The organism is Allobosea caraganae (assembly GCF_003351345.1).
Taxonomy (GTDB): Bacteria; Pseudomonadota; Alphaproteobacteria; order Rhizobiales; family Beijerinckiaceae; genus Allobosea; species Allobosea caraganae.
Map to the genome: position 1 here is coordinate 140,409 of NZ_QQTO01000021.1, position 13,925 is coordinate 154,333.

Genomic DNA, 13,925 nt, shown 5'->3' on the forward strand with positions numbered 1-13,925 from the left:
GCCACGGCTCGCTCAGGCGGCTTTGCCCAGCTTCCGCAGCGCCAGCCCCGCCATGAAATACATCATCACGTAGACGATGACGCGGTAGGTCACGGCCGAGCCGGGCGGAATGCAGATGAAGGACAGGCCGTCGGCGCCGCGCTTGCCGCATTCATGGCCGAGCCGGATCGCCTCATAGTCGGTCATGCCGATCGGCTCGGCGAGCTCGCCGAGGATGTCGCCATCGGTCGGGCCGGCGCCGCCGAGCACGTCCATGTCGAAATGGCAGTAGACCGCGTCGGTCCCAGTGAAGGCCTGGTCGAGGTTGCGCACGCAGCCCTCGATGCCGAGCTCAGTGCGGATCTTCCACATCGGCATGAAGCAGGCGCCTTCGCGGACGTAGCGCCTGACTGTCGCGGGGTCCTCGAGCATGCCGCGCTCGCCGATCTCGACGAGGTTGGCGATCTTCATGTTCGGGCAGTCGCGGTAGAGCTTGTCCTTCCAGTTGGTCGAGCCGGCGATATGCGGGCTCATCGTCGCCCAGTCGTAGGGCCAGGCGTCCCAATGGGTGTCCAGGCTGACCATCCCGACCGGCCCGGTGACGCGGTCGGCGATCGGCTTGCCGACGGCATAGGAGCCGCAGGGCGAGTTCTGGCCGATGACGATCGGGATGGCGCCGACGTCGAGGGCGGCATTGACCTTCTCGATGGTCGCCTCCTGGGCCTCCAGGATCTTCTCGACCGTGCCTTCGTAGCTCGTCTCGGGCGGGATGTCGGCGTCGCCATAGTCGACGACCTTGAGATGCTCGAACACGTCGAGGTCGAAATCCTGGATGTAGCCCGAGCGGTAGCGGATCGACTGCTGGCGCACGCGCTTCGTCGCCTCGATCCACTCGTCCTTGTCGACGCCGCTATATTGCCGCCCGAAGCCGGCGACGAAGGGCGCGCCGATGATGACGACGTCGGCGCCTTCGAGATCGCTCTTCTTCACGGCGTGCGGCACGCCCAGGAAGGTCGGCATGTCCTCCTTGATGCGGGGGAAATGCGTGGTGCGCCAGACCTTGCCGCGGAAGGTCGCGTCCCAACCGGGATAATGGGGCATGCTCAGGTCTCCTGTTGGTCGGGATGGCGGGCGCGCAGCGCGAGAGCCGCCTCGTAGGTGGTGCGCGCGCCGGCATGGCCGGCGGCGACGAGCGCATCGACATGGGCCTCGACGGCGGGCGCTGCCGTCTGGCGCCAGCGCTCCAGCTCGGCCGGCGCGAGTGTGCCCATGACCTGCCCCTCGGCCAGGCCGAGCGCGCGGCCGGGCGCCTCCCAGTCCCGCCACCAGAGCGGGAACTGGCTGGCGAGCGCGGGGCCGGAGCAGCGCTCCAGCGCATCCTGCTCTTGCGGGCCGAGGCCGCCCCAACTCGCGCCGTTCATGACGAAATAGAGCGGCGAGACGTAGAGCTTAGTGTCGGTGTGGTGGCGGAAGATCGCGTCCGTGCCGGTATAGGCCAGCACGTCCCAGGCCATCACGGCGCCGTCGATCCGGCCTTCCTCGGCCGCCGCGCGGATGTTCGGCGGGGTCAGCGGCACCGGCTCGGCGCCGAGCAAGCGCAGTGCCGCCTCCATCGGCCCCGCCGGGCAGCGCAGGCGCAGGCCGCGGAGCTGTTCGAGCCGCGTGACCAGCGCGTCGCGCGTATGCAGGACGCCGCCCGAATCCGCATGCAGCGCCAGCACTTTGAGGCCGTCATATTCCGGCGCGAGATGGGGTTCGAGCAGGGCGTTGAGGAGCTGCGTCCCCTGCGCGGACGAGCCGGCCATGAAAGGCAGGTTCATCAGCGTCGTCAGCGGGAAGCGCCCCTCCGGCAGCCCGCCCGGTGAATGCGCGATATCGACGGCACCGGAGGCGACCTGCGCGTACTGGTTCTCCAGCTTGCCCAGGCGGCTCGGACCCGAATGCACGGTGAGCGCGAGCGCGCCGGCCGAGGCCCCCTCGACCGCCTTCGCCCAGGGCGCGATGAAATCGGCGTGGCTGCCGTGATCCTCCGGCATGTAGTGGCTGATATCGAGCCGGCGCGGCATCTTGATCAGACCGGAGCATCGGCCGGGAGCGGCTCGGGCCAGTACGGCAGCTCGTCGCGGCGCGGCGTCCAGGCGCCCGATGCCGTCACCGCGCGGACATGGGCGGCGATCTCCTCCAGCGGCGCGAACCAGACGCCGCCCTTCTCCTGCATGTAGTCGATCAGCTCGACCATCGCGTCGGCGCGGGAGAGCCGGCCGGAGACGAAGGGGTGCCAGACCGAGATCCAGAGCCCGCCATGGCGCCAGGCCGCATCGAACTCGGCGCGGAACACCTCCATGGCGCGCGCCGGCGAGGCGATCGGCAGCATGTAGTTGAAATCGCCGAGGCAGACATATTGCATCCAGTCGTCGAGCACGAAGTCGGACGGCAGCTCGACCAGATCGCCCTGCTCGTTGCCGATCAGATAAGGCACGTCGCCACCCATCAGCGAGGCGTCGTAGGCGAAGCCCTCGGCCTGCAGCAGTTCGAGCGTGTTTTTCGAGAAGGCGAAGGCCGGAGCGCGATAGCCGATCGGGCGGCGCCCGCTCAGCTTCACCAGCGCCTCGATGCCCAGCCCGAGGCTCTGGGCCTCCTCGTCGCGGCTCTGCAGGTTCGGGCGCTTGTGGAGGTAGCCGTGATGGCCGATCTCGTGGCCGGCGGCGATGATCTTCTCGACCGCAGCCGGATAGGTCTCGGCGCACCAGCCGGGGATGAAGAAGGTCTGGCGCATGTCGTAGCGCCGGAAGATCTCGAGCAGGCGCGGCACCGCGACATTCGTGTCGTAGCGCAGCATCGAGGACATCGCGACGCGGTTCGGCGCGGTTTCGCGGAAATTCACATGGAGCAGGGTCTCGGCGTCCATGTCGAAGCTGAAGGCGACGGCGCAGCGCGCGCCGTTCGGCCAGGGAATGGGGTTCTCGATCATCGCCATTGCTGCCCCCTGGCTAGTCCGTGCGGCCGGGTTGCGATCGTCGCAGCGAGCGGCGCCACCTGCCCGGCCGCGCCGGTTGTGGAATGGGCCTTGCTTGCCACCTGATCACTCCCCATACGTCTCGGCCGGCAATCTCGGCGCGCCCTGCTTCGTTGTCAAGTCAATTGACAAATAGGAAAGTAAGCGCGAACGCTTGGCCGAACGTGGAGACTGGAATGGCGCGAGAACAAAAAGGCGCTGATGCCGCCAGCGGTGGCGACGACGCGGGTGGAGACATCAAGATCGGCGGCCGGCTGCGGCACGCGCGCTTGATGAAGGGAATGAGCCTGAAGGATGTCGCCGCCGGCATTGGCGTGTCCGAAAGCTTCATCTCCAAGCTCGAGAACGACAAGGTGCAGCCGTCGCTGGCCGTGCTGCACCGGCTCGTCGCCCTGCTCGGCATCAACGTCGCCGCGATGTTCAACAACGAGACCGAGGGCGGCGGGCCGCTCTTCGTCATGCGCGCCGGCGAAAGGCCGACGATCACCACGCGCCTGCGCCAAAAGACCGATGGCGTCGTGCTGGAGCGGCTGATCCCGCAGACGAAGAACGCCCTGCTTCAGGTCAATATCCACCAGGTCGTGCCCGGCGGCGGAAGCCACGGGCTGATTTCGCATGTCGGCGAGGAGATGGGCTATGTCCTCGAGGGCACGCTGGACCTGACCGTCGGGGATCAGGTCTGCCGGCTGTACGCCGGTGACTCATTCTTTTTCCCGTCCGAGGAACTGCACGGCTACACGAATCCGGGGGATCGGGTCGCCCGGATCCTGTGGGTCAACACCCCGCCGACCTTTTAGTCGGATGCTCAAATTCAAGTCACCTACTGCTTAGTCAAGTTGCTTGATTATCCATCAGGCGGTGCGCATGATGTGCCTGGAATAAGAGGGGATGGAGACTGCGGTGCTGCGCCAGGCAGCGAGTCGGCGGCCTGCTCGTCCGGGCGCTTCGTCGCGCCGACCGCCCCGAGGAGAGGATTGGACCGCACCGATGCCGCCAGACGTTCATCTCGTCATCAATGTCGACAGCGATCCCGATCCGGTCTCGGTCTATCAGGACGACGCGTCGCTGTTGAAGAAGTACGGCCGGATGCGTCGGATATTGGCCGAGCATGCGGGCGGGGCGGCAGCCTGGACCGTTCTGACGGGCCCGGTCTGCCGTGACCGCTTCTTCGAGCCGCCCTTCACCGATTTCTGGCGCGAGCTGGTGGGGGAGGGCGCCGACCTCGTGCTGCATCCGGAGGAGGACCTCTACGGGCCGCCGCCGGGAAAGGAGCCGGGCTCCTGCACCTACTACGACATCGCGCATATGAGACCGCTCATCCTTGGGAAGGCCGAGGCGATGCGCGGGCTCGGCCTGCCCTTCGCCGCCTATCGCGGCGGCTATCACGGCTTCACGCCGGAGATCGGCGCGGTGGTGAAGGAAGCGGGCATCGGCATCGAGCTGTCCTGCGCGCCCGGCATCGCCTGGCTGGACAAGGCCGCCGCCTGGGAGGGCGCGCCGCTCAGCGCCTACTACATGTCGGCCACGATTCCAGCCCGTCCGGCCGCGCCGGGCGAGACCGGCGCGCTCTTCGAGATTCCCTGGGCCTGGGATGCCAAGGCGCCTGGCACCGCCAGGCCGCGCGTCGTCGGCGAGAACTACATCATCAACGAATTCTCGAACCTGCCGGCCATGAGCCGTGTCTGGGATGCGGTGGTTGCGCGTGCGCAGGCGACGCCGGAGCCGCAGATCGTCTCCATGGTTTGCCACACCTTCACCATGGGGCAGCCCGAGTACGAGGAACGTCTGACGGGCATTCTCGACTACGTCGCTGAAAATGGCGGACGTTTCGTCACGCCGAGCACGGCCAGGCACATCTTCGACGAGTGCCGTGCAGCCTCCGGCAAAGAGTAGCCGCCATGACGCGCCTTCGAGCACCGACCGGTCGGGCCGGGCGCGTCGAGCCGATACCGCGCCCAGCGCTGCCGCTCAAAACCCGGCGACGCGACGCCGCTGGCGAGGGTGGCGGGCCTTTTGCAAGTCGACTTCACCCCACGCCATCGGCGCGCTGCCGCTGGCGGAGCATGCCGTGCGGGCTCCGCCCGATAAACCCAAGCTGGAGGTTCCAATGTTGAAGCAGTTCCTGTGCCGCGCGGCTCTTCTCGGTTTCGCCCTTGTTCCGCAACTTGCCGCCGCCGGCGAGATTCCTGCCGCGATCAAGGCAGAGGGCGTCCTCAAGCTCTCGATCAACGCCACCTATCCGCCAATGGAGTACAAGGACCCCGAGACCAACGCCTTCATGGGGCTCGACATTGAGCTGGTCGATGCGCTTGCCGCGAAGCTCGGTCTCAAGGTCGAGCGCACGGATGGGGTCTTCGCCCAATTGATCCCGGCGCTGAGCACTGGCCGCACGGCCTTTATCCTCTCGGGCATAACCGATACGCCGCAGCGCCGGGAGACGATGGACTTCGTCAACTACATGCGCGCCGGCGCGATGTTCTACACCCTGACCAGCAGCTCGCTGAAGGATCCGAGCGAGCTCTGCGGCAAGAAGGTCGCGACCATACGCTCGACCACCTATCCCGGGCAGATCAAGGATTGGAGCGACCAGAACTGCGTCGCAGCCGGCAAGGCGGCGATCGAGGTGGTCGGCACCGAAAGCTCGCCCGATGCCCGGTTGCAGCTCAAGCAGGGCCGCGCCGATGCTGCCGTGCAGGGTGGCGAGACCATTCCCTTCACGAGCAAGCAGGAAGGCGGAATCTATCGCGTCATCGGCAAGCCCCTGACCACCGTCTATTACGGCGCGGCCTTCCGCAAAACCGATGTCGCCTTCCGCGATGCCATTGCCGACGCCTTGCAGGAGCTGATCAACGACGGGACCTACGCGAAGATCTTCGCGAAGTGGGAACTGACGGACTCGACGCTGCCCGCCATCATGATCAACAGCGAACCGCGCAAGTAATCCTGGCGCGAACGTCGAGTCGCCGCTGACATGCGCAGCCTGGAGTTCCGGGCTGCGCACGCCGATTTCCGTCCGCGCAGAGGGCGCAACGCACCCGTGGCCAGCGTCACCCCGGGGTGAGCAGCGCGAGCGCGGTGGTTCGCAGGCGCCTGGCGTCGAGACCGGCGGCAGACACCTCCATCACGGGTTCCTTCGAGCCCATGTCGAAGGGATAGTCGCTGCCGAGAACGACATGGTCGGCGCCGACGGTTTCAGAGAGGAAGCGCAGGGCCACGCCGCCATGCACCAGGCTGTCGCAATAGATGTTGCGCAGATAGGCGCTGGGCGGCTCGGGGCAGGCGCGCCGGAGATGCTCGCGGGCATGCCAGGCATGGTCCAGCCGGCCGAGCTGGTAGGGCAGGTAACCGCCGCCATGGGCGAGCACGAGCTTCAGCGCGGAATGGCGCGCCAGGACGCCTGAGAGGATCAGCCGCGTCGCGGTCTGGGCGGTCTCGAACGGAAAGCCGACGACGTTCCACATGTGGTGGTTCGCGAGACGGGCGGCGTCACCGCCATTCTGCGGATGCAGGAAGAGCGGCACACCAAGCTCGGCCACGGTCGCGAAGAAAGGCTCGAAGACCGGATCATCGAGCTCGCGGCCGGAGACATGCGTGCAGATCGCCACGCCGCGCAGGCCGAGTTCGCCAATGGCGCGCCGCAATTCGCGGCAGGCCGCGACCGGGTCCTGCATGGGCACCGTGGCAAGGGGCAGGAACCGTTCCGGCCAAGCCTTCGCCCATTCGGCATAGCCGTCATTGACCAGCCGCGCGAGGCGTTCGCCGTCCTCGGGCGAAGCCCAGTACATGAAGTACTCCGGCGGGCTGCTCATTGCGACCGCTTCGAGCTGCATCGCGTCCATGGCACTCAGGATCAGGTGCTCGTCGAAAACGTTCGGGCGGATCCGCATGCCGGGTTCGACTGCAATGCCCTCCGGCGCATGGAAGACAAGGCGGTTGTCGCCGTCCGACGCATCGATCTCAAGCACGTTGGCGAGCTCGCCACGGCGGACAGCATCGACGAAGCGCGGCGGAATGGCGTGGAAGTGGAAATCGATCATCGTAAGCCCCGGTCATTCATGCTCGCAGCAGCCGCAGAGCCAGTGGCGCCAACGCGTGCCCGAGCTTGGCATGCTCCGGCGCTGCGAAGTGAACGCCGTCCCCGCCGGAGATTCCGACGACACTACCGGCATCGAAGAAGGCGACATTCGCTCGCGCAGCCACAGCCCCGAGCGCGTCCGACAGGACAGCCGATTTGGGATCGGCCTTGGCAAAGATCGCGGCGAAGCCAGGACCCCGTGGGCCGAGCTTCGGCGGCGCCACAAGCAGGATCGGGGGCTTTCGGTCGGACGGGCCCTCGATCGGGGCGGCGCGGATGAGCTCGACGAGACGGGCGACGTTCTCCGCGACATCGGCGGCAGACTGGCCGAAGCGATCCTTGAGGTCGTTATTGCCCAGCATCAGGATGACCAGATCGAGCGGCTGATGCGAAACGAGGCAGGGCGCGAGGTAGCTGGCCCCATTGCCGCCGGGGACCATGGGATCGTCAAGCGCAGTCGTGCGCCCGCGCATTCCCTCCTCGATGACCGCGTGTCCCGGCCCCAGGGCGCCGGCCAGCACGCCTGTCCAGCGCGCGGCGGCTGGAAGACGACCGCCGCCGGCTGGATCGGCGCCCCAGGTGTTGGAGTCGCCGAAGCAGAGGATGCGGGCAGGTTCGCGATTGCAGGCCATCGCCGGAACTCAGGCCACCAGCCGGGGCGCAAGTTCCTGCAGTCGCGGCAGGACCTCGCGGCCGAAGAGACGGATGCTCGTCTCGGTCTGGGCGTGCGTCATCATCCCGGAGCGGCCCATGAGCACGAGATGCCCGAAGCCGCCAACCTTGGCATGAAAATCCGCGATCTGGCGGCGGACTGTATCCGGGTTGCCGGCGAACATGATGCCGCGGGCGATCGCGTCCTGGACCGTCATCGGCGTGCGGCCCTGCGGCGGCCGGCCGGCATGAGCCACCTCATCCGCCGCCTGCGCGGCGCGGTAGAGCTTCGGCGCGACCTCCGGCGGAATCTGGCCGGGGAGCAGGCTCGAATAGTGCGGGGCCGCGATGTCGCCGACCTCGAGGAACCAGAGCAGTTGGCGTGCCACCTCCCACGCCTCCTCGTCGGTCTCCCCGACATAGGTGAAGCCCATATAGGCGAAGCGGTCGAGGGCCGCGCTCCGGCCCATTTCGGAGCTGCCTTCGCGGTACGCGTCCCAGGCGCGGATCGTCCGCTCCGCCCCGCTGGCGAAGACGGTGTGGACATAGCCGCGGCGGCCGAGTTCGCGCCCCGTCTCGGGATCTCCCGTCGCCGCCCAGAAAGGCGGATGCGGGTTCTGCCAGCAGGAGGGCCAGACATTGGCGTGGCGGTGGTGGAAATGCCGCCCTTCCCAGCTGAAGGGCCCGTCGCGATGGCGCAAGGCGGCTTCGATCAGGTCGATCGCCTCCCAGAAGCGCTCGTTGATGCCGACCGGGTTGGCATTGCCCGAGGCCATCTCGGACCCGCCCGACTTGACGAAGCCGATATCGAGCCGTCCCCGCGAGATGACGTCGGCCGTCGCATATTCCTCCGCCACGCGCACGGGATCGTCGCGGACGGTGATCAGGGTTCCCAGGCTCAGAATCCGGACGTTGCGGGTCTGCCGCGCCAGGATGCCGAGGAAGAGCGGGCTGGCGCTGTGCAGGCAGTTGATGCCGCTATGGTGCTCGTTCGAGATGACGTTGATGCCGAGCTCGTCGCAGAGCAGGAACTCGTCGAGGACCTCGTGAAAGATGTCGGCGGCCCGGCGCGGGTCGCAATAGCGGCTCGGCAGGTTGGCGCGGGCCGAGCCGTGCGCGTCGATCACCGCCCGGTCGATGAAAGGGTAGGGCGCCTCGCAGATGTACCAGGCCTGCATTCAGGCGACCTCCCGCCGTTGCGCCTGCGTCAGGAACGCGGCGATCGCGGCGGCGAGAAGCTGCGGCTGCTCGATCTCGGGATGGTGCCCGGCATTGCCGACGAGCTCGAAGCGCGCACCGGGAATCGCATCCGCATAGGCGCGACCATAATCGGGGCTGACGATTCCATCCTGGTCGCCCCACAATACCAGCGTCGGAACCGAGATGCGGTGCAGCCAGCGCTTCAGCCTTGGATTATGCATGTAGGGCCGCCAGCCATAGCGGCAGAGCGCTTCGCGGTTGCGTGCATAGGTCACGACTGCCTCATCCGGCATTGCGGCGAAATCGGGTGCGTGGGCAGGGGCGGCCCAGGTCGCATGGGCGACGACCGGAGCCGGCTCGTTGAACAGGTGCAGGATGTCGGGCGTCTCGCGGCTGTTGACGCGGATGCCGAGCGCATCGACGAGCACGAGCCGCTCCAGGCGATGGGGACAGCGCACGGCGATCTCGGCGGCAATCCAGCCGCCGAAAGACAGCCCGACCAGCGCGATCGGTTCCGGGCCGAGATCGTCGATCAGGTCGAGGCAGCTCATCACGAGGTCTTCGACGCCGTCGAACTGCTCGGGGCGCGGCGTCCCCCCGAAGCCCGGCAGGGCGGGAGCGGCAAACGCCAGCCCCCGCTCTGCCAGGGCGCCAAGAAAGACGCTGTCGGCATTGAAGCTCTGGAGGCCGTGGAGGACGAGCACGCGCGGCCGTCCTCCCGCCGAGAGAAGCTCGAAATCGACCAGCCCTGCGCGCCTGACGCCCCTGTTGAGTTCTGGGTGGCCGGCGCGATGGGGCGTGCCCGTCACGACGAGATCATGTCGCGATAGGCGATCAAGGTCTCGGCGTAGTTCTTCATCCACCAGTCGTAGTTCATCTTGGCCTGCACAGCGAGATTGGCTTCCGCGCCGGGGTTGATCGGCTGGAGTTCTGCCGGCGTGATGGCGTTGGCGGCCGGGTTCGACGGGCCGTTGCCGAGCGCTGCGAGCAGCCCGACCTGCGGCTCGGGGTCCTGGAAGCTTTTCAGCGCGATCATCGCCTGCTTCACCTGCGGCGCGCCCTTCGGCACCACCCAGAGACCGGAGACGAGAACGCCGTCGTTGAAGTTCCAGTCGATCCGGCCCTTCGTCTCGCGCTTCAGGAGGTTGGCGCGGGTGTGCCAGAGCCAGCCCATCACGACTTCGCCGTTGCGCAGCAATTCTTGGCTCTGGGTGCCGTTCTCCCAATAGAGCAGGTGTTCCTTGATCGACGCGATCTTGGCGAAGGCGCGCTTGACGTCGAGTGGGTAGAGCTTGTCGGGCGCGACGCCGTCGGCCATCAGCGCGAGTTCTAGCATCGGCTGCGCATCCTTACGGACCATGCGCTTGCCCGGGTATTTCTTGATGTCGAAGAAATCGGCGGGGGTCGGCGTCGTCTTGATCTTGGTCGTGTCCCAGGCGGTGACGAAGCTGAACAGGTAGTTGCAGACGCCGAATTCGTAGATGAACTGCGGAATCGTCTTGGACTTGTCGACGACGCTGTAGTCGATCGGCTCGAGCATGCCGAGCGGGCCGAGTTCGCCGATGGCGGCCGAACCGGCGTCGCAGATGTCCCAGGTCACGGCCTTGGCCTCGACCATGGCGCGGATCTTGCCGTTGCTCGGGCCGGTGCCGTCCATGACGATCTTGCCGCCGACGTTCTTCTCGTAGTTGGCGCCGAAGGTCGCAGTCATTGCCTTGAGCGCATCGCCGCCCCAGTTCGCCATCACGACGTCCGGCGCGGCGGCGAGGGCCGGGCCGCCTCGCAGCACGGCGGGCGCAAGCCCCATCGCGCCCAGGGCCAGCATCATGCCGCGCCGGCTGATTTCGCCGCGGCGATGTCTCTCGACAAGAATCTCGCGGCAATCTTCCGCAAATGTCTGCAGTTCCGCCATCGTCGTTCCCCTGTTTTTGAGCGTCGCCTCGCGCACTTGCCGGTCGCGTCCGCCATTCGAGGCGACGTCCTGCACGGTTGGCCCAAAGTCAGTCTCAAGCCCTTGTCGCATCGCAGCAAATGATAATATGTCGCTCTCCCTGTGAGGATTACTCGCAAGATTCGGGCCTGCTTCCAGCGTAGTCCGCTGATGTGCAGTGCTCGTCCTGCACTTGGCCGCGGAAGTTGCGATGACCACGAGTCCAGCGATCGGCATTATCTTGACGTTGGTCAGTTCCTTCCTGATCACGATCAACGACGCGCTGACGAAGCTCCTCGTGGCCAAGCTGCCGGCGGGGCAGATCGTCAGCATCCAGGCCTTCGCCGCCATCGTCGTGGTGCTGGCTCTCGCGATGCGGAGGGGCAGCCCACGGCTTGCCGTTGCCAATCGCGGCCGCCAACTCCTGCGCGCCGGGCTCAACGCCTTGAGCCTGATCACCTTCGTCGTCGGCCTGATGCACCTGCCGCTGTCGATCGCGACGACGCTGTCCTTCGCCAATCCGCTCTTCGTCTCCGTGCTCGCACCCGTGCTGCTGGGTGAGCGCCTCGACGGCTTTCGGATGCTGGCGGTCGTCGCGGGCTTCGCCGGTGTGATGCTGGTGCTCGATCCTGGTTCCGGCGGCATGACGCTCTATGCCCTGCTGCCACTGGCAGCGGCAGCTTTCTCGGCCTTGCGGGACATCCTCACGCGCCGCCTGGCGCAGACCGATTCCTCGATCACGACCATGCTGCATTCCTCGGTCGTGACGATGATTGTGGGCCTCGTCTGGTCGCAGGGCCGCTTCGTCATGCCGACCCTCCAAGAGGCCATGCTGCTGGCAATGATGACCGCGGCCCACATGACCGCGCTCTACTGCATGATCGAGGCCCTGCGCTTCGCCGACGCGGCGACCGTCTCGCCGTTCAAATACGCCTCGCTGCTATGGGCGATCGGCCTCGACCTGTTGATCTGGCTGCGCCCGCCGGAGTGGAACGTCATGATCGGCGCGGCGATCATCATCGCCGCCATGAGCTACATCTATCGCCGCGAGCGCCGCTTCCTGCGCGGGACCATTGCGCCGGCGCCGGCCGGCAGTCTTCAACCCCAGCCGCGATCGAAGTCGAAGGCAGGGTGAAAGCCGCCGCGCGAGGCCGCGGCGGTGAAGCGCCCGTCGATATAGACCATGGGCTCGACCGGTCCCGCCGTCCGCGTCGCGACGACATGGCCGATGACGATCGTATGGGTCGCCACCGATACCGTGCGTTCAACCTGACAGTCGAAACCCGCCAGCCCATCCTCCAGCACCGGCGCGCCGCTGATTAGGCGGATCCAGTTCCGGTCGGCAAAGCGCAGATGCCGGTCTTCCGGCCGGCTGAAGCGCCGGGCGAGGTCCTCATGGGCCTGCGTCAGGACATTGACGCAGAAGATGCCGGCCCGCAGCAGCGGGTCGTGGCTCGTCGCCGTGCGGTTGATGCAGACGAGCAAGGTTGGCGGCTCAGCCGAGACGGAGGTCACGGCCGACGCGACGAAGCCATGGTCGAGCCCGCTTTCATGCGTGGTGACGAGGCAGACTCCCGAGGCCAGCCGGCGCATGGCGTGCTTGAACGATGCCGAAGCCTCTGCCGCAGCGATCGTCGCGGCGTCGGAGGTCATGCGGCTTGCGCCGGTGCGAGCGCGCAGCGGGCTCGCAGTTCCGCCGGCAAGGTCGCGAACAGGCGTTCCGCCAGGGCCGCGGCGTTCGCCCGGGCGCGGTCAAGGCCGGGATGCGACAGACGGCCGCCGCGTTTCACGATCTGCCCGGCAACCAGGACGGTGTCGATATCGCTGTTCTGGGCCAGCTGGATCATGACCTGCGCCGGATCGCTCGCCGGCATGACATGGGCGCCGTCGATGCGGACGATCAGCAGGTCGGCCTGCTTGCCCGGCGTAAGCGAGCCGATGCGGTCGGCGAGGCCGAGCGCGCGGGCATTGCCGATCGTGCCCCATTCCAGAACCTCGCGCGTCGTCAGCGACACCTGCCGGACGACCGAGCCCGCCGCATCGGGGGCGGGAGCGCCGGCCCGCGTCATCTCCCGGATCGCCGCCTGGTTGTTGAACAGCCGGTGCGCCTGCAAGGTGAAGCGCAGCGCGTCGAGCATGCGGTCGCAGGCGAGGGCCTCGCAATCGACGCCGATCGAGGGCACGAGGCCGCGCCGGCGCAGGCGGACGGAGAGCGGCTCGCGGGCGTGGTTGCGCAGTTCCACCGTGGGGGCGGAGGTGAAGCTCGCGCCGGCGTCGATCAGCAGGTCGAGCTCGTCGTCGGCGAGATAGTTGCCGTGGACGACGTTGTGCCCCGGCGGGATCAGCCCTTCCGCCGCCAGCTGGCGATAGCCGTCCTGAACCAGCCGGCCGCTCTGGCCCCAGACATGGGCGCTGGTCGGGATCGCCAGCGCGCGCGCCTCAGTGAAATCGGTCCGGCAGACGTCGAGCGTGCCGTAATCAGGGCCGAGGATGCAGGCGGCGAGCGTGGCCAGATTGTCGTCGCTGGCAAACCGGCCCTGGCGCAGGCGGCGGATCTCGTCCCAGCCATGCGCGACAGTGGAGAAATGCGGCGCGCCCGGCGCCGGCGGCGGCTTGGCCGAGCCATGCCCGAACACGGCGCGGATACCGGCTGCAGCGAGCGCCTCGACGGCGGCGTCGGTATGGTCCGGTGTCGGGTTGTTGTGGCACCAGTCGAACACCGTGGTGGTGCCGGAATCGAGCTGCGCCAGCGCGCCGAACAGGGTCGCGTCGTGGAGGTCCTGCGGCGTGTAGCGTGGCGCCAGGCGCGAGTGCAGGATGTCGTCATAGTCCGAGCCGGCCCAGTCCCCGCCGATGCCGCGCAGCGGCGTCTGCCAGGTGTGGAGATGGGCGTTGACCAGGCCCGGCATGACGATGCAGCCGGCAGCCTCGATCCGCTCGGCGTCGGCGCAAGCGATCTTCGGCGCAACCTCGACGATGCGGCCGTCCTCGATCAGCACGTCACCCCGGGCGAGGTCGCTGAGGCCCGGATCCATGGTGACGACCGTCCCGCCGGTCACGAGAAGACGTTGCAT

At 67.4% G+C, this 13,925-nt stretch carries 14 protein-coding genes; 4 read left to right on the forward strand and 10 right to left on the reverse strand.

Annotation, left to right across the window (positions count from 1 at the left end):
• Window positions 1–12 precede the first annotated feature (12 nt).
• The 3 genes from DWF00_RS14915 to DWF00_RS14925 are packed head-to-tail and all read right to left on the reverse strand — an operon-like array spanning window position 13 to window position 2,956.
• On the reverse strand, window positions 13–1,080 hold the full coding sequence (locus DWF00_RS14915) for an arginase family protein (protein ID WP_114829569.1): 1,068 nt from the start codon (window positions 1,078–1,080) through the stop codon (window positions 13–15).
• Between the two features lie 2 nt (window positions 1,081–1,082).
• Window positions 1,083–2,045 (reverse strand): TRAP transporter substrate-binding protein DctP, encoded by a 963-nt coding sequence (gene dctP, locus DWF00_RS14920; protein ID WP_114829568.1) that lies wholly within the window; start codon window positions 2,043–2,045, stop codon window positions 1,083–1,085.
• A gap of 5 nt (window positions 2,046–2,050) precedes the next feature.
• The gene (locus DWF00_RS14925; protein WP_245973949.1) at window positions 2,051–2,956 is read right to left on the reverse strand and encodes a polysaccharide deacetylase family protein; all 906 of its coding nucleotides are present in this window, start codon (window positions 2,954–2,956) and stop codon (window positions 2,051–2,053) included.
• 215 nt (window positions 2,957–3,171) lie between these two features.
• On the opposite strand from DWF00_RS14925, the gene DWF00_RS14930 reads away from it, so the two are divergent.
• The 3 genes from DWF00_RS14930 to DWF00_RS14940 all read left to right on the forward strand — a co-directional run bounded on the left by DWF00_RS14930 (window position 3,172) and on the right by DWF00_RS14940 (window position 5,936).
• The gene (locus DWF00_RS14930) at window positions 3,172–3,792 is read left to right on the forward strand and encodes a cupin domain-containing protein (RefSeq protein ID WP_114829567.1); all 621 of its coding nucleotides are present in this window, start codon (window positions 3,172–3,174) and stop codon (window positions 3,790–3,792) included.
• Between the two features lie 190 nt (window positions 3,793–3,982).
• Window positions 3,983–4,888: a hypothetical protein gene (locus DWF00_RS14935; RefSeq protein WP_114829566.1), complete on the forward strand. Its 906-nt coding sequence runs from the start codon at window positions 3,983–3,985 to the stop codon at window positions 4,886–4,888.
• A 214-nt stretch (window positions 4,889–5,102) separates the two neighbouring features.
• Complete coding sequence (locus DWF00_RS14940) at window positions 5,103–5,936, forward strand: ABC transporter substrate-binding protein (RefSeq protein WP_181832664.1); 834 nt, start codon at window positions 5,103–5,105, stop codon at window positions 5,934–5,936.
• Between the two features lie 106 nt (window positions 5,937–6,042).
• On the opposite strand, the gene DWF00_RS14945 is transcribed toward DWF00_RS14940, so the two are convergent.
• The 5 genes from DWF00_RS14945 to DWF00_RS14965 are packed head-to-tail and all read right to left on the reverse strand — an operon-like array spanning window position 6,043 to window position 10,833.
• Complete coding sequence (locus DWF00_RS14945; protein ID WP_114829564.1) at window positions 6,043–7,032, reverse strand: amidohydrolase family protein; 990 nt, start codon at window positions 7,030–7,032, stop codon at window positions 6,043–6,045.
• 16 nt (window positions 7,033–7,048) lie between these two features.
• Entirely contained in the window at window positions 7,049–7,702 is a 654-nt protein-coding gene (locus DWF00_RS14950) for an SGNH/GDSL hydrolase family protein (protein WP_114829563.1), read from the reverse strand.
• A 9-nt stretch (window positions 7,703–7,711) separates the two neighbouring features.
• Entirely contained in the window at window positions 7,712–8,899 is a 1,188-nt protein-coding gene (locus DWF00_RS14955; RefSeq protein ID WP_114829562.1) for an LLM class flavin-dependent oxidoreductase, read from the reverse strand.
• Window positions 8,900–9,730, reverse strand: coding sequence for an alpha/beta fold hydrolase (locus DWF00_RS14960; protein ID WP_181832663.1), 831 nt, complete (start codon window positions 9,728–9,730; stop codon window positions 8,900–8,902). It abuts the gene before it with no gap.
• A complete protein-coding gene (locus tag DWF00_RS14965) occupies window positions 9,727–10,833 on the reverse strand; it encodes an extracellular solute-binding protein (protein ID WP_181832662.1) in 1,107 nt (368 codons plus the stop codon). Before DWF00_RS14965 ends, DWF00_RS14960 begins: the two co-directional genes overlap by 4 nt.
• 259 nt (window positions 10,834–11,092) lie before the next feature.
• Here DWF00_RS14965 and DWF00_RS14970 point away from each other — a divergent pair, with 259 nt between their 5' ends.
• Window positions 11,093–11,986 carry a DMT family transporter gene (locus tag DWF00_RS14970; protein ID WP_181832661.1) on the forward strand — a complete coding sequence of 298 codons (894 nt, stop codon included), beginning with the start codon at window positions 11,093–11,095 and terminating at the stop codon, window positions 11,984–11,986.
• On the opposite strand, the gene DWF00_RS14975 is transcribed toward DWF00_RS14970, so the two are convergent.
• The gene (locus tag DWF00_RS14975; protein ID WP_114829559.1) at window positions 11,950–12,504 is read right to left on the reverse strand and encodes a flavin reductase family protein; all 555 of its coding nucleotides are present in this window, start codon (window positions 12,502–12,504) and stop codon (window positions 11,950–11,952) included. The genes DWF00_RS14970 and DWF00_RS14975 overlap by 37 nt on opposite strands.
• Window positions 12,501–13,925: an amidohydrolase family protein gene (locus tag DWF00_RS14980; RefSeq protein WP_114829558.1), complete on the reverse strand. Its 1,425-nt coding sequence runs from the start codon at window positions 13,923–13,925 to the stop codon at window positions 12,501–12,503. The genes DWF00_RS14975 and DWF00_RS14980 overlap by 4 nt, the downstream gene beginning before the upstream one ends.